The following is a 20,771-nucleotide window of genomic DNA, read 5'->3' as shown; positions in this document are numbered from 1 at the left end:
CAAAGAAGAAATCATGATTGTAAGCCAGATGAGCGTAAACTCCAAAGGAGAGTGGGAAGCCTCTTCCGCAAAGGCCCACGGCCTGGACGCCGACCTTGCGCTGGTGTTCTGGTCCGACACGGACGAGACCGCCGTCGCCGCCGCCGTGGAGGCCCTCAAAACCCATTGCCCACGGGCGATCCTCATGGGCTGCTCCTCCGGAGGAGTCGTCTCGGGACGGACATTCCTTGAAAACGCCATGGTCGCGACCCTGGTCTCTTTCCAGGAGACCAGGCTTGAATCCACGGCCACCCGCCTGAAGGACCACGCGGACATCCGTGACATGTGCCGCCATCTGGCCGCAAGCCTGTCCCACGCCGGGCTGACCCATGTGTTCGTGCTTTCGGACGGGCTGGTCATCAACGGCTGCGCCCTGGCTTCCGGACTTGCGGAGTTCCTTCCGCCGGGCGTCGGAATCACCGGCGGCCTGGCCGCCGACGGCGAACGTTTCGAGCGCACCGCCATCATGCACGGATCGGTGATTTTCTCCGGCGGTGTCGCCTGCGTGGGCTTCTACGGCGAACGGCTCGACATCGGCGAGGGTTCGCGCGGCGGCTGGCTGCCGTTTGGCCCTGAGAGGCTGATCACCGAGTCCCACGGCAATGTCCTGCTGGAACTCGATGGAGAATCGGCCCTGAAACTCTACGAACGCTATCTGGGCAAACACGCGAAAAACCTTCCCGCCAGCGGACATCTCTTTCCCCTGTATCTATGCGAAGCCGGCGGCTCGAACTGGGTGGTGCGCACCATCCTCGGCCTGGACCGGGAGCGTGGCGCCCTCTTTTTTGGCGCAGAGATGCCGCTTGGCGCAACGGTCCGCCTCATGCGCGGCAACATGGACAACCTCCTGGACGGCGCGCGGAAAGCCGCCGAGCTTGCCCGGAGGGGTGACGGGGACGCACTGGCCATGCTGGTCAGCTGCGTAGGGCGCAAGATGCTGCTCAAACAATTCGTGGAAGAGGAGATTGACGCCGTGGCCCGAGTTCTTGGCCCCCGCACGACCCTGACAGGCTTTTACTCCTATGGCGAAATAGGAAGTGACGAAGCTGGAACGACCTGCTGCCTGCACAATCAGACCATGACGGTTACCGTGCTGCGGGAGCAGGAATGAGCATGCACCGCCTTTTACAACGCCAACTCAAACGGGCCCGGATCAATCCCTCAGAATTGCCTACAGATCTTGAACCCTTCATGGCCCTCATAGAGGACGCCTACCGTCAATTCGACGAAGAAAAGGAAGTTCTGGAAAGGGCCCTGGAAATCAGCTCCGCCGAACTGGTGCACCGCAACGAAGTCATGCGCGCCGTGTTCATGGCCCTGCCGGACGTATTCCTGTGGATCACCCGCGACGGCCTGATCAAGGATTGCCGCGGCGGCCTGCAAGCCCTCTTCGGGGTCGAGCCGCTCAGCCTCCTGAAGAGAAATCTACACGAAATTCCGGACATCGCCGACCCGCAGGCGTTCTCCCTGGCCATGCGCATGCTGGCCGAGACCTCGTTCTTCCAGGCTGAGTACTCGATTCATTCCCCAGGCCGAACCCGTCACTACGAGGCCCGCTTCGCCAATCTCGAGGACGACCTGATCCTGGTCCTGATCCGGGACATTTCCGACCGAGCCCTGGCCGAGGAAGCGCTCCTTGGAATGCAGCAGCGCCTGGACCACATCATCGAATTTCTGCCCGACGCCACCCTGGTGGTCGACAACGAACACCGGGTCATTGCCTGGAACCGGGCCATGGAAGGCATGACCGGGGTGCCCAAGGAAGAGATCCTGGGCAAATCGGGCTATGAGTACGGCACTCCCTTTTACGGGCATCCACGGCCCATCCTCCTGGACTTCATCGGCAAGGATCCAAGCCGGGACTACCCCATGTACCAGCCCACCCAGAGCAACCTCGAAGGGCTGGCCACGGAAATCTTCGTCCCGCTTCTTCACGGCGGGCGCGGGGCCTACGTCTGGGCCAAGGCCTCGGCGCTGTACGACAAGGACGGCAACATCGCCGGAGCCATCCAGACCATCCGGGACATCACCGACAAGAAACGTGTCGAGATCGGCACCCAGGTTCTGTACCTGGTTTCCACCGCCGCCAGCACGCCCCTGGCGGACAAGGAGCTTCTAGCCAAGGTCTTCGACATCCTGGCCGAGCACCTTGAGGTCCAGATCATGTTCGCCTCCATCCTTGGCGCGGAAGGCGCGAAGCTCACGTTCCCGTTCTTCATTCGACAGGATCTGGCCAGACACGAGACCATGAAGCATCTTTCCATGCTCTCCGCCAACGCCATGAAATCACCATCCCCGCAAATCACGGACACCTCGCCCCTGCGCTACGGGGATCGGCTGCTGGGTTCCGTGGTCTTCGCGCTTCCCGAGAATAACCATTTCGTCCGCGACAAGGACACGCACGTACTCGCTTCGGTGGCTGACCATCTGGCTCTGGCCATCTCACGCAACGCCACGGAAAAAGCGCTGCGTCAAAGCGAAAAAAAGCACCGCGCCATTTTCGAAAACGCGACCGAGGGCATCTTCCAGATCTCCCTTGATCACGACCTCCTGAGCGCCAACCCGGCCATGGCCAGCATTTTCGGCTACGACGACATAGGCAGTCTGATGGCCGACGCCCAGGGCTTCCTGCAACGCGTCATCTCCTCCGCCGACCGGGTCCAACTGCTGAGCCGGGCCCTGCAGCTCGGCACCGCCCAGAATTTTGAACTCGACGCGTTCATGAAGGGCGGAAAAAAAACCTGGATCTCGATCAACATGCGCACCGTCAAGCGCTCCGACGGGTCCATCAGTCACCTCGAAGGCTCAATGCGCGACGTGTCCAAGCGCAAGAAGGCCGAGCGCAGGCTGGCCATCCAGAAGGGCCTCTTTCAGCAGCTCTTCGACAATTCCCCGCAAGGCATCCTGCTGCTGGGCAAGGACGGGGCGCCCATGGACATCAACCCGAGCTTCACCAGCCTCTTCGGATACACCAGAAGCGATCTCCACGCCCTCTTCGAAATGCTCCTGAACCCGGACAGCCTCGACGAAAGCTTTGCCTTCATCTCCACGGTGCTGAGTGGAACCTCGGTGAGCACGGAGACGCAACGCAAAACCAAGGACGGACGGATCATTCCCGTCTCCATGCTCGGCTATCCCTACGTGCTGGACGGCACGATCTCCGGGGCGTTCTTCATTTTCAGCGACATCTCCGAACGCAAGAATTACGAAGCGCAGCTGACCAGGCAGGCCCTGCGCGACAATCTGACGGGGCTGCCCAACAGGGTGCTCTTCATGGACAGGCTGAACCGGGCCAAGACCAGGCAGCAGCGCAACTCCGAGTATCGTTTTGCCGTGCTCATGATCGACCTGGACAGCTTCAAGCGGGTCAACGACACCCTCGGCCATCAGGCCGGAGATCATCTGCTGCAGGAAGTGGCCGCCCGCCTGACCCAGTACCTACGCACCATGGACACGGTGGCCCGCATGGGAGGAGACGAATTCGCCGTGTTGCTCGAAGACTTTCAGAGCAACCAGGAAGCCATCGGCATCACCCGCCGGCTTCTGGAGACCATCCGCCAGCCTCTCAAGATCCAGGATCGGGACGTGCTGGTCAGCGCCTCCGTCGGAGTGGTGCTGCAGACCGTGCGCTACACCTCTCCCAACGACCTGCTGCGGGATGCCGACATCAGCATGTACCGCTCCAAGGAGCTGGGCAAAAACCAGTTCAAGGTCTTCAGCAAGAGCATGTACGAACAGGTCGTGCAGACCGTGCAACTCGAAAACGACTTGCGCCAGGCCCTGGTCGAAGATGAATTCGAACTCTTCTTTCAGCCCATCTACGCCTTGCGCGGGCAAACGCTCCGTGGTTTCGAGGCGCTCATCCGCTGGAACCACCCGCTGCGCGGTCATCTCGCCCCGGGAGAATTCATCCCCGTGGCCGAGGAAACCGGACTGATCACCGAAATCGGCAAATGGGTCATGCGCCGCGGCTGCCTGGTCCTGGCCGGATGGCAAGCTCAATTTCCCGGCCTTGACATCAGCATGTCCCTGAATCTTTCGCCCAAGGACCTGTTGCAGGCGTCACTCATCCCCGTCCTGACGGAATTGTTGCACGAAACCGGCCTCAAGGCGCGGCACATCAAGCTCGAAATCACCGAAACGGCGGTCATGGACAATCCCGAGCAGGCCACCTCCAGACTGGAGCGATTGCAGAAGATGGGCTTTCAGATCGCCATGGACGATTTCGGCACGGGATATTCGTCCCTGTCCTACCTGCAACGCCTGCCCATCGACATCCTGAAGATCGACCGCTCCTTTGTTCAGACCATGCTCGAAAACCCCAACAACCTTGAGATCATCAAGGCCATCATCGGGCTGGGAAAAATCCTGGATCTGCGCATCGTGGCCGAGGGCGTGGAAACGCAGCAGCAGCTTGAATCCCTGCAGGAACTCGGCTGCGACCTGGCACAAGGCTATCATCTGGGCAGACCCATGTCCAAGGAGCAGACCGAAACGCTGATGGCCGCATGTGTAGCGAATCCCCCGGCATGACCCGCCCTGCCCACCTGTCCCCCTTCCGCACCTACCGCGCCTCCCGGCGTGACGACCTCGTCTCCTTCCAGCTCGTCATCGAGGAAACGGACCTGTGGATCGCGGCGCGGGAAGACCTCGGCGGAGCCATGGCCGACCATGTTCGGCTCCTGCGCGGACAGATCAAGGCCTACGCGGCCGTGCACCCCGAATTTCTGACCTCTCTTGAACCCCTTGAAACCGCCCCCCGCGCTCCGGAAATCATCCGCCGCATGTGCCATGCCGCGTCCCTGACCGGAGTCGGCCCCATGGCCGCCGTGGCCGGAACCCTGACCCAGATGCTGGCCGAGCGTTTCCGGGAGCGCTCGCCTGATCTGTTGATCGAAAACGGCGGGGACACCTACCTTTGCTCCACCCGGGACCGGCACATCGGCATCCTGAACATGCCGGACCAAGCCGTCCGCCTGTGCGTTCCGGTAGCGGCCCGGGAATTTCCCTGCTCCTTCTGCGCGTCCTCGGCCAAAATCGGACATTCGCTGAGTTTCGGAAAGGCCGACCTTGTCGTGGTCCGCTCAAAAGACGCGGCCCTGGCCGACGCGGCGGCCACGGCTCTGGCCAACGCCCTGACCGGAGCCTCGGCCATGGACGCGGTTCTGGCTAAGGCCCAAGGCTGGGAGTCCCTTGGCCTCGACGGCGTCTTCACGCAATGCGAAGGCAAGATCGGCGTGTGGGGCAAGATGCAACTGGCCGTGATTTGAGAGACTAAAAATCACTTCCCATCTGGACAATGCCAGCCGCCAGGCTTATAAAGGAATCAAGGATTGTTCGTGTTAACCTAAGCGGAGGTAAGACCATTGGGCCATACATCTTGGACGAAAGGTTGCTGAGGGTAGCGTCGAAAAAAAGGCCTGAAGAGGCGGGGGACTTTAACCCATCAGCCCGGGCAAACCAGACGGAGAGACCGTCACCAAACGCTACGAAGAAAAGTTTTTAAGGGTTCAAGAATCTTAAAACCAACAGTACGACGAAACGATCTAGTCAGAAATGCCTTGAAATGACTCGCCCCGCTTCACCATGAAGCGGGGCGTTTTTTCTTGAAACGCCCGAATCTTCCCGAAAGACCTCAAACACGCTCTTTGCCTTTGTCCGGTCCTTTGCTAGACAAAGAATCATGTCCACTGCAAACGGCCCCGCGCCGGACAACGCGACCCCGCACGCCAATGACCAGCCCGCCAGACCGGCTCCCTCCCGTTTCCTGCGCGGGTTGCTGTTTTTCCTCACGCTGTCCTGCCTTGTCCTTGCCGTTCTCTGGATCGCCCTGCCCCGCATCGCCCAGGAACTTTTCGTGCCCGCGCTGGCCAGAACCCTGCATGCTCCCGAGCTGAGCATGGACATTCGCGGGGCAGGCTTTTCGGGCCTTGATCTGGGCGAAATATCCCTGTCCAGCGATGCGGGCCTCGCCGCCGAGGCCGTGCTCATCGACTGGAGTCTGTCCGGGCTCTTGCGTGGCCGAATCGACAGGATCAGGATCCTGGGCCTGTCGATCCGGGTGCAAAAAAATGTCGATGACTGGGACATTCCCGGTCTGCCCCGGCTTCAGAAATCATCCGGCGCGGAATCCGGGACCATGTTCCTGCCCTGGGTGGACGAAATGTCCGTTGAAGGCCGCATCAGCCTTGAAGGACCGGGCCTTGGGCACTCGTTTCCTTTCAGCGTGAACGGCGGCCTTGATGAAGATGCAGGCATCGTCCTGAATGCCGAGACCGCGCTGGCCGGGCAAAGCGTGAACCTGGCGCTGAAGGGGAACCTGCGGCAAAACGATTTCCGGCTGACCTGCGTCCTGCCCCCGGCCTCCATCGCGGCCCTGGCCGGGATGGTCCCGGGCCTCGACGCCCTGCCTCTCGCCGGAACCGTGCGGGCCGAGGCCCACGCATCCCTGCCCCCGAACCAAAAGCCCGTTCTTGAAGCCCGGCTTGGCCTTGACTCCCTGCGAACCATGCTTGGCGACACGCCCCTGGCCCAGGACGGCAACGCCACTCTCGACCTTGCCTGGCAGGAAGAACCGCGCCTTTCCATTTCGGCCCTGAGCCTTGACGCCCCCCTGCCGCTGACCCTGAGCGTCGCCGACATCCGGGCGAACCTTGAAGAGATGTCCTTTGGCTGTTCCTGGGACCTGACCGCGCAGGCCCTGTCGGGCTTCGCTTTTTCGTCTCCTCCGCATCTGGCCGGAAGCTTCGAGCTCAAAGCCTCGAAGCAGGGCTGGAACATGCGCGCCACGGCGGCCCTCGACGCTCTTGAAGCCCGCCCGACCCAGACGCCGGAACTGGTCCTTGCCCTGGACACGACTACCCTGACCCTCGACGCCGCCAAGGGCTCCTCCGGCACGCGCGTTGACGGGTCCCTGGCCTTGGGCAGATTGCGCGTGACCCGGGAAACCCTGGGCGCAACCCTCTCGGGCCTGAACATGACCGTTAACGCCACCGCCGCTCCAGATGTGAGCGGAACGATACGCCTCACCGGAGCGCGCCTGGAGGCAAAACAGCCCGGCATGGCCCTGACCACGACCCGCCTTGACGGACAATGCGCCTTTGCCCTGGCCGAACAGCTTACCTTGAGCGGCGTCATAAACGCTGCAGTACGCGCCGGCAGTGGGGACACCGTGGCGCTCATGAACCTGCGCCTGCCCCTGGCCTGGCCCGAACCGACGACGGCGTCCGGCAGCGTGGACCTCGATCTGAAATGGAAAGGGAAAGGACTGGCAAAAATTTCATCAAGGATCGCGCAAGATTTGCACGGCGCGAGCCTCGACGGGAATCTCTCGGTGCTGCCGGTGGCGGTTCGGGCGCCCCTGAAGGGACGCATCGACGCAAAAAACATTTCCGGCTCCTGGATCGAGATGAAGGCCGCCCAGACCATCACCATGCCCGGCAAGCTGACGAGTCTCCTCCCGGCGCTGGGCGATCTGTCGGGCAGCGCCCGCCTGGATGCCACCGCGCGCCTGGACATGAGCAGTGGAGCGCCCATGCTCCCCGCCGATCTGAAGCTCACCGGACTGTCCCTGGCGCACACGACAAGTGAACTCACGTTAAGCGGCGGGGCCGTCGAACTGGCCTTTTCCAACCTGCTGAACATGCGCTCCGACCCGGACGGGCGCATGAACTTCGAGCGCCTGCAACTGGGCACCATCATCCTTGAGCAGGGCGACATCCATTTTCAGGTCGAAGCCCTGCACAGCATCCTGGTCGAAGGCTGCCGCTTTGAGTGGGCCGGCGGCCGCATCGGCAGCCAGGCGTTCCGGATCAACCCGAACGTTGAGGATTACACCGTCGAACTCTACTGCGACCGGGTCGAGATGGCGCAGGCCCTGGAGCAGTTCGGCATGACCCAGGCCCAGGGCGGGGGCACCGCCAACGGCCGCATCCCGGTGCACTGGGCGGACGGGAACCTGACCTTCGACAACGGCTTCCTGTATTCCACTCCGGGCGAAAAAGGAGTACTGCGCGTCAAGGGCACGGAGATCCTGACGGCCGGCATTCCCCCGGGGACGCCCCAATACGGTCAGCTGGACCTGGCGGCGGAGGCCCTGAAGGACTTCACCTACGACTGGGCCAGAATCCGCATCAACACCCAGGAAAGGGAGCTTGTCGTCTCACTGGAGCTTGACGGCAAACCCGAAAAACCCCTGCCGTTCAGCTACAACCGCGACATCGGCGGCTTCGCACGGGTCGAGGCCTCTTCACCGGGGTCCGTATTCCAGGGCATCCGCCTGGACGTAAATTTCCGCCTGCCCCTGGATCAACTTTTGCAATACCGACAGCTCCTGGAACTGATGAAAAACGGAGGTTAACGTGCGAATTCCCTTGATGGCCCTGGCCGCGATGCTGCTTCTGCAAAGCGCCTGCAGCACCCGCCACGAGGTGCAGATGGCGCCGGTGGAGGTCAAACCCATCCACATCACCATCGATGTCAACGTGCGGGTCCAAAAGGACCTGGAAGACTTTTTCAGCGACATCGACAAGGCCGACCAAAATCTGAACCCAAGCAACTGAACTGGAGTCCCATATGCGCAAAATGAAGCACCTCATACCGATTCTTCTGGCCCTTTTATGCGTCATGTTCTGCGTACAGGCAGGATTCGCCCAAGGCATCAAGGACAGGATGCTCGCCCGCCTGCCTGTCATCAACGAACTCAAAGCCCAGGGCCTCGTTGGTGAAAACAACCAGGGATTTCTGGAATTCCGCTCCGGAAACAAGCCCAGCGCCGACGTTATCAACGCCGAAAACGCCGATCGCCGGGAAGTGTACAAGGCCATCGCCGCCCGTCAGAACGCTTCCCCCGCCCTGGTAGGGCAGACCCGAGCCGCGCAGATCGCCGAGAAGGAAGCCCCGGGAACATGGATCCAGAGCCCCGATGGGGCGTGGAAAAAGAAATGAGCCGGAGATAAGAGTGCTCTGAAAATGAACCGGTGTGGACTGACGCGGAAGGAAACGGACTGACGCGGACAGGCATGGACCGACACAGACGAACACGGACAAACACAGGGTAATACAGGCGCGGCCATTATTCCTTGTCCGTGCCTGTCCGTGTTCGTCCGTGTCGGTCCGTGTTCTTCTGCGCCCCCCCCTTTAAAATCCACCCACGCCTACCCCCGACCCTCCACCCCCGCCTTGACGGAGCCGCCCCCGGCCCGCTACAGCCTCCATCCAGCCCGAAAGACATCACCCGCTTGCCGCACAAGGAATCCCCATGAACTCCAGAACCATACGCGCCAATCTCTTCCTTTTGCTGACCGCCCTGATCTGGGGCGCGGCCTTCGTGGCGCAGCGCATGGGCATGGACCACATGGGCCCCCTGACCTTCAACGGCATCCGCTTCGCGCTGGGCGCCCTGGCTCTCCTGCCCCTCATCGCGAATATGGACAGAAGACGCACCACCGTCGCCCCGCCGCTGTCCACCCTGATCCGCGGCGGCCTGCTCATGGGCGGAGCCCTCTTTCTGGGCGCGTGGCTACAGCAGTTCGGGCTGTGCTACACCACGGCGGGCAAGGCCGGGTTCATCACCGGACTGTACGTGGTCTTCGTGCCGCTGATCGGCATCTTCCTCGGACACCGCTACGGCATCGGGACCTGGGCCGGAGCGGGGCTGGCCATCGCCGGCATGTACATGCTGAGCGTCACCGAGAGCATGACCATGGACAAGGGGGACGCGCTGGTCCTCATGTCGGCGTTTTTCTGGGGCGTGCATGTGCTCCTCATCGGCAAGCTGACCGGCGGGCTTGCGGCCGTGGACGCCATAAAGCTGGCAGCCGTCCAGTTCGCCTTCTGCAGCCTGATCAGCCTGGCCGGAGCCGCGGCCTTTGAAGAAATCACCCTGGCCGGTCTCTGGGCCGGCATCGTCCCCATCCTCTACGGCGGACTCATGAGCGTCGGTGTGGCCTACACCCTGCAGGTCGTGGCCCAGCGCGACGCCCGCCCGGCCCCGGCGGCCATCATCCTGAGCCTGGAGGCGGTCTTTGCCGCCGTGGCAGGCTGGATGCTGCTGGGCGAAATTCTCACCACTCAGGCCCTCATCGGCTGCGCGCTGATGCTCGGCGGCATGATCTGGTCCCAGGCCAGACCATGACGGCAGCGGAAGCAAAAAAACGCCTGTCGAACCGCCAAGGCATCCCACCAGGATCAAATCCCGCCCAAAGACTTCCATAAAACATCACGCCGGCAGCATCCCGTTTTCGGCGCAGCCCTCTTTCCCGGACGGCTTTGGTTGTATTGGCCGAAAAAAGCTGTCATGTTCTTCTTCAGCACCAATCCTTGATCCCAGATTCAGCGCCTCCGTAATGCACAGTCAGTCACGCGCGGTGCCGCAAGAACAACAGACCAGTTCTGCCTGATCACAGCGACTCTCTGGAGCAAAAATCCATATGACGAACACCCTCCCCGCCGACGAGCTGGATAAACGACTCGCCGCCGCCCAGGCCGCCCTTGAAGACAGCGAGGCCAGATACAAAAACCGCTTCGAACATTCTCCGGTCGGAGTGTATCGAAGCTCCCTTTCGGGCAGGTTCCTGGAACTCAATCCCGCCATGGCGGAAATGATGGGATATGACACAGCGCAGGAAGCTCTTGCCGATCTGACGGACCTCTCCCGTCAGCTCTACGTCGAATCCTCTCGCCGCCGGGAATTCATAGATCTGCTGCAAGCTGACGGCGTGGTCAGACATTTCGAATTTCAGGCCAGAAAGAAAAACGGCGAAGTCATCTGGATTCACGAAAACGCAAGCCTCGGCAGTCACGATTGCCCTGAAGAATGGGTTATCGACGGTTTTGCCCAGGACGTCACTGCTCGAAAATCGGCCGAGGAGACCTTGCGGAAAAACGAGACCCTGCTGCGCTCCATAACCGCCAATGTTCCCGGCGCGCTCTACCAGTTCACCCGCAGGGGGCCCCTGGCATACGAAATTCCCTTTGTGAGCCAGGGTGCGGGTCGGCTACTCGAATGGCCGGACGAATCCCTGCGCGACACCTCCGTTCTTTTTCAGAACGTCTTCCCGGAAGACCAGAGCAGGCTCTTTGCCTCCATCGAGCAATCGGCCCTGTCCATGAGCCCCTGGAAGGAAGATTTTCGCATCTTCACCCGCACCGAGGCGACCAAATGGATCCGGGGCGCATCAAACCCGCAGGCCATGCCGGACGGGAGCATCACCTGGTTCGGCTTCATGCTCGACATCACCGAACAAAAACGGATCGAGGAAGCCCTGCGCGAAAGCCAGGAACACCTGCAGGCCATTTTCAAGGTCGCCCCCACGGGCATCGGCGTGGTCAGGAACCGGGTTCTGATCCGCGTCAACCAGCGCGTCTGCGAAATGACCGGACATACAGAAGAGGAACTGCTGGGCCAAAGCGCACGCATGCTTTATCCCGCGCAGGAGGATTTCGACTTTGTCGGCCGGGAAAAATACAGGCAGATCAAGGCAAAAGGAACCGGCGAGGTCGAGACGCGCTGGCTCAGAAAGGACGGGACCATCATTGACGTGCTCATGGCCTCTACTCCCCTTGACCCGGAAAACCTTTCCCTGGGCGTGACCTTCACCGCCACGGACATCACCGAACGCAACTCGATCCAGGCCAAGCTGCGCACCGCCAATCGGGAACTGCTCGAAGCCACGGCGCGGGCCACGGAACTGGCAACCCAAAGTCAAGCCGCCAACCGGGCCAAGAGTGAATTCCTGGCCAACATGAGTCACGAAATCCGCACCCCCCTGAACGGAGTGCTGGGCACGCTGCAACTCATGGAAACGACCAGTCTGGACGAGGAGCAGCGCAGCTTCGTGTCCATGGCCATCAACTCCTCCACCCGGCTGACCCGCCTGCTTTCAGACATCCTGGACATCTCGCGCATCGAGTCCGGAAAACTGGTACTTTACGAGACCGAGTTCGAAATTGGCGCGCTCAAGGATTCCGTACTCGAACTCTTTGCCCCCATCGCCAGACAAAAAAAACTGGACCTGAACTTCCAGCTTGCCGAAAACGTGCCGCCACGGTTTGTCGGAGACGAGATGCGCCTGCGCCAGATTCTCTTCAACCTGGTCGGCAACGCCATCAAATTCACCGAGCACGGCCGAATCGCCGTCGAGATCTCCGCCCTGCCCAGCAACGCGCAAAAAGAATGTCGCCTGCTGCTCTGCGTCTTTGACACGGGAACAGGCATCCCGGATGACCGTCTCAAGGACATCTTCGAACCCTTTGTACAGGTTGACGGTTCCTTCGTCCGTCAGCACCAGGGCGCGGGGCTTGGCCTGTCCATCGTAAGGCGCCTGACCCTGCTGCTGGGAGGCAATCTGGCAGTGGACACCGGCCCCGGCGAGGGAACCGCCATATGCCTGTCCCTGCCCCTGTCGATCCCGAAACCTGCCGAGCCCCAGATCCAGGCTCCTTCGGCAGCCAACTCCCCACGCCGGATTCTTCTGGCCGAGGACGACGAGGTCAATCTGCTGACCAGCCTCAAAATGTTGCAAAAACTCGGGCACACGGTGACTGCGGTCATGAACGGACAGGAAGCCCTGGACGCCCTGGCCCGGCAGGACTTCGACCTGATCTTCATGGACATCCAGATGCCTGTCCTGGACGGCGTCGAGGCGACCAGAATCATCCGCAAGTCAAGGGAGCTTGGCGCCAAGGCCGCAATCCCCATCGTCGCCATGACCGCCTATGCCATGGCCGGAGACAGGGAGACCTTTCTTCAGGCCGGCATGACCGACTATCTGGCCAAGCCGGTAAGCAGGGAAGCCCTGATTCAGGTCATCGAAAAGACAATGTCCGCCGGTTCCTGACAATCCGAATGAAAACAGAACCGGCATTGCTCCCTTTCAGGGAGTCCGCCCCTGCCAGGCCTGATACCCGCCCGGGTAGCGAAAGACATTCGTGTATCCCAGACGCACGGCCCAGGCTGCGGCGATCCCGCTGAGCAGTCAGCGAAATCCCCGGCAATAGACCACGATGATCCTGTCCTTGTCCGCGCCCAGGACGTCCTCGAAGGCCTGCCGCCGGGCAGGAGGCAGGTCGCCCCGGTCCGAGAGGTCAACGGGCAGACTGACCGCACCGGGCATGTGTCCTTCGGCGTACTCGTAGGAAAAACGCACATCGACCAGCAGCACGCCTGGCTTGACGCGCAGCATCTCGCGCAACCCGGCGGTGGTGACCATCCTGTAGCCGTCGCGCTCGGCCGCACGCGCGGCCTGCTCATAAAGCGGGGAGCCGGTTTCCTGATCGGCCAGCCCAGTCGAGACGCAGCACAGCGCCGTCAGCACGGACAGACACAAGGCTCGTCGCAGCAGATGCATGATCCTCACGGCATTTCCCCCTCCCTGCAAACTTTAAAGGCCGCCCTCACCAATGCATGACGAAGGCGGCCAACGGGTGACGCATTGCGAACAGAGACCAGGCCCCGCTACTTCTTGATCTCGAAAGACCCGTCAGGGGCGAAACTGACATTGGCGTCAACGTAGTAGACGTCCTTCAGGTCAGGCCGCATGGCCTGGAACATGTAGAAGGCTTCGCCGCTGCGTGCGCCGGTGGAGCAAATGAACACGAGGGGCTTTTCCGCCGAGAACTCGTCTATTTTCTTCTCGAGCATGTCCACGGTCATGTTCACGGAACCGGGGATATGCGCGATGGCGAACTCCGCAGGTGCGCGCACGTCGATGAGCCGGATGCTGTCCACATTGTTCCGGGCCAGTTCAGTGAATACATCGTTGTCGATGGTCCCTTCGGCAGCACCGGCCTTCAATGCTCCGGCCGGAGCAGCGGCCGGGGCCGGGGCCGGGGCCGGCGCGGCCTCCTGGGAAGCCCCCTCGGCGGTCCAGACCTTAAGGCCCTTGGCCACCCATTCAGGATCGCCACCCGCATACACGGCCACATTGGTGTAGCCCAGGGCTTCCGCCTTCCAGGCCGACTGGTGACTCAAGGGACATTCCACTCCGCCGCAGTAGAAGATCAGCTTCGCGCTCTTGTCGGCAGGCAGAACCTCGGCGGCCATCTTGTCGAACTGGCTGTCTGGCAGGCTCACGGCCGTGGGGATGTGCCCCTTGTCATAGCGGGGCTGCTTGGGCCGGGCGTCGATGATCATCACGTCCTCTATGGGTGTGGCCGAAAGCATGGCGTTGGCCACGTACGGCTTGACCTGATCGAGGGTCAGCAGCCGATGAAACGGTTTGGTCACCTTGGCCGGATCGAGCACCGGCAGAGGCGTACGCACATCGCGCGCCGTCCAGACCGTGTACCCCAGGGATTCCCATTCAGGGTCACCAGCGGCATAGACCTTGACGTTGGTGTAGCCAAGGGCTTCGGCCTTCCAGGCCGACTGGTGGCTCAAGGGACAGGCCAGCCCGCCGCAATAGAAGACCAGCAGGGTGTCCTTGTCCGCAGGCAGGACCTCGGCGGCCATCTTGTCGAACTGGCTGCCGGGCAGGCTCACCGCCGTTGGGATGTGGCCCTTGTCATAGCGGGGCTGTTTGGGCCGGGCGTCGATGATCATGGCCCCCGTCGACGGGTTCTGGTTCAGCATGGCCTCAAAGACCAGAGGTTTGACGAACTCGATGTCCACCAGGGTGTGGTAGGGTGTGGGCACCTTGGCCGGATCGAGCTGGAGAGCCGCGCCCTTGTGACCGCGCGCGCCGGAACAGCCGGCGAGCAGCCCCAGAAGGAGCGCCACCACAAGAACATGAAGAAGGGATGATTGTCTGCGCATTGCCTTGCTCCTCATCTGATTGGTTGCATTAAAAGTTGAATTTACCGTACGGACAGCCGCCGCGCCTCTTGAAAGCCCGTGACTAGCCGTCTTTGTCCTTTTCGGCGGCCACCTGCGCGTACCACAACGAGTGATGATGCCGCACGTAGTGTTCGGACACGTTGCCGGTGAACATGGACTTGAATGCCGGGCGCTCCTCGCGGGAGATGGCGGCCATGAAGATGTGCACCAGCAGGCCCGCGAAAACCAGACCCACCGTCAGGTAGTGGATCACGCGGGACCAGGCCGCCGGGCCGGGGTTGTCCATGGATATGGTTGAAAAGAACATGACCAGGCCCGTGGCCACGATCACCACCCCGCCCACCACCGAGGCCTGGGCGAAGAGCTTCTGCCCGAAGTTGTAAAAGCCCTGGGGCGGCAGGTCCGGGCTCAGCCCGAAGCGCTCAATCCCTTTGCGACCCAGGGTCATCTTCAGGGTCATCTTGAGCAGCCACTGCATATCGCTGGCCGGAGACACGGGAAAGACCTCCTTGAGGAAGGACCAGGTCGCGCGCGGCTTGAAGAGGATGTAGGCCAAAAACGCCCCGGCCCAGACCAGGCCGAGGTACTGATGCACCAGGAGCAGGTTTTCCCCGCCGCCGAAAAGGCTGCGCATCAGGTTCGGTAACCACGCGCCAACGGGGTTCAGCTCTTCGTTCTTGATCAGCCCCAGGCCCGTCAGCAAAAGGGCGAACCAGCAGAAGGCGTTGAACCAGTGCATGAAGATGGAGAGCCGGGTATGTCTGTGGATCATTTTTTCACTCATGGGGCACCTCAATCCTTTCCCGGGGCTGACGATTCATGTTCGCTCTCCTCCCTGTCCGGAGAAAAGATCTGCTTGGCCCACATGACCGCGACACCCAGGGCGCTGAGGCCCACCGCCACCTTGACCACCGGGTTGACCAGGGTGGCCATGGTCGTGAACGCACCGGGGAATTCGACCTCGCCCACCCAGTCCGTGGGCGCGGTGGCAGCCACGTAATACATGTTTGGTTTGGTATCGATGCCCCCCCTGGCCAGCACCCGGACGGAAGGCTTTTCGCGCAGCAGTCGGGAGGCGTCGCTGTCCGGGTCGTTCAAGTCCCCAAAAACCCGGGCCTTGGTCGGGCAAGTGTCCACGCAGGCGGGAAGAAGACCGCGCTCAAGTCTGCCGGAACTGAAACAGAAATCGCACTTGTCCGGCACCCGCCTGTCCGGATGACGGAAGCGGGCGTCGTAAGGACAGGCCGTGATGCAGTTGCCGCACCCGATGCACAGCGCCTCGTTGACCCGTACGATCCCGTTCTGCGTGTCCTTGTAGGTCGCGCCGCTGGGGCAGGCCTGCACGCAGGTCGGGTTGTCGCACTGCATGCAGCCCCCAGGCTGGAAATGGGTCCGGGTCTGGGAGCCCTGGGAAAAGTCGGGGATGGTGTGCTTGATCCAGTTTCGCCAGTATCCGCGGGGCACGTTGTTCTGCACCTTGCACGAGGCCATGCAGGCCTTGCAGTCGATGCACATCGAGGAATCGATGACCATGGCGTATTTCTTCATCAGCCCACCCTCCTCGTCACGGTGACCAGGGTTTCATGCATGGCCATGTTTCCGGAAATGAAGTCCGCGTGATCTTCGAGCACCTCGGCGATACTCGCACCCCTGTTGTGCACCAGAGGCAACTCCGGAGACAGGGCCCCGAACCCGGTGGCCATGTACACGGTCTCCTCTTCCATGCCCTCGAAAAGCCTGAGCGCAAGCGTAACAGTTCCAGCCGCGCTCGCCACTTCGACCATTTCCCCATCCACAAGGCCCTGCCTGGCCGCCGACCGGGGATGCATCCACAGGGTGTTTTCGTCCTTGAACTGGATGAGCAGGGCGTTGTTGGTGTTGCTGTGGGTAAAGAAGGCCGTGCGTCCCACCACCAGCCTGAAGGCGCCCTCCTTGCGGCGCGGAGCCTTGTACACGGGCATGGGGTCGAGCCCTTCGTGGGCGTAGCGCTGGTTGAAGAGTTCGATCTTCTTCGCCTGGGTCTTGAGCGGCGAGTCAAAATAGATGCCGTAGACCTTGCTCGGATTGTAGTACACGCCGTCGGCCTTGATGGCCTCGAAGGCTTCGGGGATGCTCTCCAGCTGCAATTTGCGGTACTCGTCCAGGGTGAAGTCGAAACTCTCCGGGAAGCCCAAGCGTTTGGACAGTTCCGTACATATCCAGAGCATATCCCGGCATTCGTGCATGGCCGGGACCACGGCATCACGCCACACGGCGCAGGCGCAGGCCGAGGAGCCCTGCAGGGCGGAGACGGGGTCGTTGCGCTCCAGGAAGCTCGGCGAAGGCAAGACCAGATCCGAGTACCAGGCCGTGTCGCTCATGACGATATCCGCGTTGACCACGAAATCCAGGTGTTTGAGCATCTCCAGGGTTTTGTTACGGTTGGCCGCTGTCTGCATGAAGTTGGTCTTGAAGGTGAACCACCCGCGGATGGGATAGGGCTCCTCCTTGATGATGGCGTCGCGCATGAGCTTAAATGAACCCTCGTGGTGGATGAGACCCGGAGCCATGCCGTGATCGATGCGGTCATCAGGGTTGTCGTCGTACCAGGGCACGTCGAAGTACGGGGCGCGCACGCCCACTTCCCGCGACGCGAGGATGCCGCCGGGCCTGTCCCAGTTGGACAGGAGGGCGTTGGCGATGGCCATGGAACGGCGGATCTGCGTGGAGTCTTCGTAGTCCGAGCTGCGACGGCCGGGATAGATCATGGCCGCCGGGGCCGCCGCCGCGATTTCGCGGGCGATGCGCCGGATGTCTTCCGCCGGAATCCCGCATTCCCCGGCCGCCCACTCCGGCGTGTACTGCCGCACATGGGCCGCATACTCATCCAGCCCGAAGAGCATCTTCTCGGCAAAGGCCGGGTCGTAGAGCCGCTCTTCGGTGATGACATTGGTCAGGGCCAGGAAAAAGGCCATGTCCGTGCCGGGACGGATGGCGTACCACTCGTCGGCCAGGGCCGCGGTCTTGGTGTAGCGCGGGTCCAGAACCACGATCTTGCAGCCGTTCTTGCGGGCCTCCATGAGATCGATGGTGTCCGGGGTGATGATCGCCTCCAGGGGGTTGGCCCCGGAGATGATGATGTACTTGGAATAGAGCACGTCGGCGTAGGGAGTCTCCCCGAAGGTGTCGAGGTACGCCCGGTTCTTGCTCAGCAGACAAAGCGTCTCGTGCGAGGTCACGTTGTAAGAACCGAAGACCTCGGCGAAGCGGATCAGGAACTGGGACTGCATGTCCGAGCCCGGAGAGAACATGACCCCGCAGCGGGTGTATTTCTCCGCGATGCGCGTGAACTGCTCCGCTGCATGATCGAGGGCCTGTTCCCATGTCAGCTGCTGCCATTTGCCCTCCCCGCGGGCGCCCTTGCGCAGGAGCGGGGTTTTCAGGCGGTTGGGGTCATAGAGGTGATCCACGGCCGCATTGCCGCGCGCGCAGAGCATGCCTCTGGATTTGAGGAATTTGGGGTTGGGGTCGAGCTTGACCACCCGGCCGTTCTGCACCCTCGCGATCATGCCGCAGCGGTTGAAGCACATGTCGCAGACCGTGTAGTGCGAGGTGACCGGAGCCTGGGGCGCCGCTCCTGCGGCATGGGCCGTGGCCAGATGGCCCTTCAGCGCCGGGACGCCGGCGGCGGTGGCCGCCACCGCCGCCGACGCCTGAAGAAATCCGCGTCTGGAGAGTGTTTTCGCTTGGGTTTTCATCCCGTGTTCCCTTTTCGAGCTGTCGGTGGCGGGTTTCAATATTCCTGCTCCTTCATGCATGTTCAGGCTTTGTGGCCGCGTCTAAAACCACTTGATCAGCCGCACTTGGCCGGGGTCGGGGAGTCCTTGGCGCCGTCATGGACATAGCGAAAGATGTCCTGACGATCCTTATCGGAAATCTTGGACCACTCGTCCTTGCAAGGCAGGTCGCCATAACTCTCGAACACGGCCTTCCACTCGGCCTGGGTCTTGGCGTCGGGCCCGAGGTAATGGGCGGGCTTGGCCCCAACGGGATTTTCCATGTGGCACGGACGGCAGTTCTGGCGAAACAAAAAACGACCCTTGCGCGCGTTGCCCACTTCACTGGCGACGGAAATACCTACATAGGATACCAAAATCAGGGCGGCTGCGATGCCCACGAAAGTCTGCTTCTTCATGATGAACTCCTCTTGGTAATTGTCATGGATGATTGTCTCCGGTGTGACTGAGCAGTATAGAGCAGAACGCATACCAAAAGAGTAGGAATTGCCGAAGGCTAGTTCTCCCTTGAATTCATTGAAAAAATACAAATGAAAAAAACCGGGACGCCAGAAGTGGGCATTGACAAGTGATTAATCACATATCAACTGTATAAATGTTTTAAACAACTAATTCAGCACCGCTTACAACACCCGATTCGCGCTAACGCAGCCCCAGGAGACTCATGACCCCCCTCTTCCAGATCCCTCAAAAGCCCCAAACCGGCCTGCCCGCAACGCCCCCGCTGGAGGCCCACTGGCACGAAATTGTGGACCTCATGCAGGAAGGGCTCCTGCTGGTGGATCCGGACGGCTCCATCAAGATGGTCAACCGGGCCTTGGAAGAAATCACCGGATACAGCCGGGAGGAGCTCATCGGCGCCAACTGCTCCCTCTTCAAGTGCGACGCCTGCCGCCGGGTCCGTTCCGAAGCCCGCGAGGCCTGGTGCAAGCTTTTCGAACAGGGCGTCTTCGTGCGCCGCAAGTGCAGCATCATGCGCAAGGACGGCACCTACGTCCCCATCCTCAAGACCGCCTCCATTCTGCGCGCCGAAGACGGCAGCGCGGTCGGGGCCGTGGAGACCATGACCGACCTCTCGGAACTCGACCGCAAGGAAAACGAGTTGCAGCAGCTCTCGCGCATGCTTGAGGAAGAAACCGTATTTCACGGCATGGTCGGACATTCGCCGCAGATGCGCAGGGTTTTCCACCTGATCGAGAAAGCCGCGCAAAGCGACGCGCCGGTGTTCATCTGTGGCGAATCAGGCACGGGCAAGGAACTGGTGGCGCGGGCCATTCACGATCTGGGCCCCAGAAGCGACCAGCCTTACGTGCAGTTCAACTGCGCTGCCCTGAACGAGGCGCTCCTTGAGAGCGAACTCTTCGGGCACGTCAAGGGTGCGTTCACCGGAGCGTTCAGACATAGGCAAGGCCGCTTCGAGGCCGCTCATGGAGGCGATATCTTTCTGGACGAGATCGGCGACCTGCCCATGCCGGTTCAGGTCAAACTCCTGCGCGTGCTGGAGACCAAGACCTTCGAGCGGGTCGGAGACAACCGGCAGCTGTCCGTGGACGTGCGCATCATTACCGCCACCAACAAGGTTCTGCCGGAGCTCATCTCTCTGGGGCAGTTCCGCGAGGACCTCTTTTACCGTATCAACGTCATCCCCGTGCACCTGCCATCCCTGCGCGAACGCAAGGAAGACATCCCCCTGCTGGCCGACTACTTCATCCAGCGGCTGCGCATGAAGAGCGACAAGGACATCAAGGGATTAAGCCCCCAGACCCTGCACCTCTTCATGGACTATTCCTGGCCGGGCAACATACGCGAACTCAAAAGCGCCCTGGAGTACGCCTTCGTGCTGGCCGACCACGGCCACATCGAGCCCGAGCACCTGCCGCACAACATCGCAACGCCCACCCTCGCTTCCGAAAATCCGCGCCCTGTCAACTTAGGTCAGGATACGCAGAAGCAGCAGCTCCTCCAGGCCCTGCGCCAGGCCGGTGGCAACAAATCGGAGGCGGCCAGGATACTGGGCATCAACCGCGTCACGGTGCTGAACCGCATGCGCAAATACGGCATCGACATGCCAAGGGTCATCCAGTCCTGAAAGAGCTGAAAAAATTCCGCCCAAGGCAAGAATTGGTTCTGCCGGCAATACAGGACCAAAAAATGTCAAAGGCCGAAACTTGAACGACAAG

15 protein-coding genes are annotated in these 20,771 nt (G+C 61.4%); 9 read left to right on the top strand and 6 right to left on the bottom strand.

The features are described 5' to 3' along the window. Window positions 1-13: 13 nt before the first annotated feature. From H4684_RS02350 to H4684_RS02315, 8 genes are all read left to right on the top strand, one after another. Window positions 14-1,150, top strand: coding sequence for an FIST signal transduction protein (locus tag H4684_RS02350; protein WP_192622696.1), 1,137 nt, complete (start codon window positions 14-16; stop codon window positions 1,148-1,150). Then, entirely contained in the window at window positions 1,147-4,572 is a 3,426-nt protein-coding gene (locus H4684_RS02345; protein ID WP_192622695.1) for a sensor domain-containing protein, read from the top strand. The genes H4684_RS02350 and H4684_RS02345 overlap by 4 nt, the downstream gene beginning before the upstream one ends. Continuing rightward, window positions 4,548-5,309, top strand: coding sequence for a UPF0280 family protein (locus tag H4684_RS02340; protein WP_225940186.1), 762 nt, complete (start codon window positions 4,548-4,550; stop codon window positions 5,307-5,309). Before H4684_RS02345 ends, H4684_RS02340 begins: the two co-directional genes overlap by 25 nt. A gap of 413 nt (window positions 5,310-5,722) precedes the next feature. Further along, a complete protein-coding gene (locus H4684_RS02335) occupies window positions 5,723-8,398 on the top strand; it encodes an intermembrane phospholipid transport protein YdbH family protein (RefSeq protein ID WP_192622694.1) in 2,676 nt (891 codons plus the stop codon). Window position 8,399: 1 nt separating this feature from the next. Further along, the gene (locus H4684_RS02330; RefSeq protein WP_092189013.1) at window positions 8,400-8,600 is read left to right on the top strand and encodes a YnbE family lipoprotein; all 201 of its coding nucleotides are present in this window, start codon (window positions 8,400-8,402) and stop codon (window positions 8,598-8,600) included. Window positions 8,601-8,613: 13 nt separating this feature from the next. Further along, window positions 8,614-8,985 carry a YdbL family protein gene (locus H4684_RS02325; RefSeq protein WP_092189014.1) on the top strand — a complete coding sequence of 124 codons (372 nt, stop codon included), beginning with the start codon at window positions 8,614-8,616 and terminating at the stop codon, window positions 8,983-8,985. Window positions 8,986-9,298: 313 nt separating this feature from the next. After that, the gene (locus H4684_RS02320; protein WP_092189016.1) at window positions 9,299-10,174 is read left to right on the top strand and encodes a DMT family transporter; all 876 of its coding nucleotides are present in this window, start codon (window positions 9,299-9,301) and stop codon (window positions 10,172-10,174) included. A 295-nt stretch (window positions 10,175-10,469) separates the two neighbouring features. After that, window positions 10,470-12,878: a PAS domain S-box protein gene (locus tag H4684_RS02315; RefSeq protein WP_192622693.1), complete on the top strand. Its 2,409-nt coding sequence runs from the start codon at window positions 10,470-10,472 to the stop codon at window positions 12,876-12,878. Window positions 12,879-12,914: 36 nt separating this feature from the next. On the opposite strand, the gene H4684_RS02310 is transcribed toward H4684_RS02315, so the two are convergent. The 6 genes from H4684_RS02310 to H4684_RS02285 all read right to left on the bottom strand — a co-directional run bounded on the left by H4684_RS02310 (window position 12,915) and on the right by H4684_RS02285 (window position 18,989). Beyond that, window positions 12,915-13,397, bottom strand: coding sequence for a rhodanese-like domain-containing protein (locus H4684_RS02310; protein ID WP_407644762.1), 483 nt, complete (start codon window positions 13,395-13,397; stop codon window positions 12,915-12,917). 98 nt (window positions 13,398-13,495) lie between these two features. Then, the gene (locus H4684_RS02305) at window positions 13,496-14,794 is read right to left on the bottom strand and encodes a rhodanese-like domain-containing protein (protein ID WP_192622692.1); all 1,299 of its coding nucleotides are present in this window, start codon (window positions 14,792-14,794) and stop codon (window positions 13,496-13,498) included. Between the two features lie 82 nt (window positions 14,795-14,876). After that, window positions 14,877-15,599, bottom strand: a complete 723-nt coding sequence (locus H4684_RS02300) for a formate dehydrogenase subunit gamma (RefSeq protein ID WP_092189024.1) — start codon at window positions 15,597-15,599, stop codon at window positions 14,877-14,879. Window positions 15,600-15,607: 8 nt separating this feature from the next. Further along, window positions 15,608-16,363: a 4Fe-4S dicluster domain-containing protein gene (locus H4684_RS02295; protein WP_092189026.1), complete on the bottom strand. Its 756-nt coding sequence runs from the start codon at window positions 16,361-16,363 to the stop codon at window positions 15,608-15,610. Beyond that, entirely contained in the window at window positions 16,363-18,552 is a 2,190-nt protein-coding gene (locus tag H4684_RS02290) for a molybdopterin-containing oxidoreductase family protein (protein WP_092189028.1), read from the bottom strand. The genes H4684_RS02295 and H4684_RS02290 overlap by 1 nt, the downstream gene beginning before the upstream one ends. Before the next feature lie 95 nt (window positions 18,553-18,647). Then, a complete protein-coding gene (locus tag H4684_RS02285) occupies window positions 18,648-18,989 on the bottom strand; it encodes a c-type cytochrome (RefSeq protein ID WP_092189030.1) in 342 nt (113 codons plus the stop codon). A gap of 266 nt (window positions 18,990-19,255) precedes the next feature. On the opposite strand from H4684_RS02285, the gene H4684_RS02280 reads away from it, so the two are divergent. Continuing rightward, window positions 19,256-20,680: a sigma-54 interaction domain-containing protein gene (locus tag H4684_RS02280; protein WP_092189032.1), complete on the top strand. Its 1,425-nt coding sequence runs from the start codon at window positions 19,256-19,258 to the stop codon at window positions 20,678-20,680. Window positions 20,681-20,771 lie beyond the last annotated feature (91 nt).

This window comes from Desulfomicrobium macestii (genome assembly GCF_014873765.1).
Classification (GTDB): Bacteria; Desulfobacterota; Desulfovibrionia; order Desulfovibrionales; family Desulfomicrobiaceae; genus Desulfomicrobium; species Desulfomicrobium macestii.
Note: the sequence above shows the minus strand (reverse complement) of the source record. Positions and strands in the feature narration are given on the sequence as shown.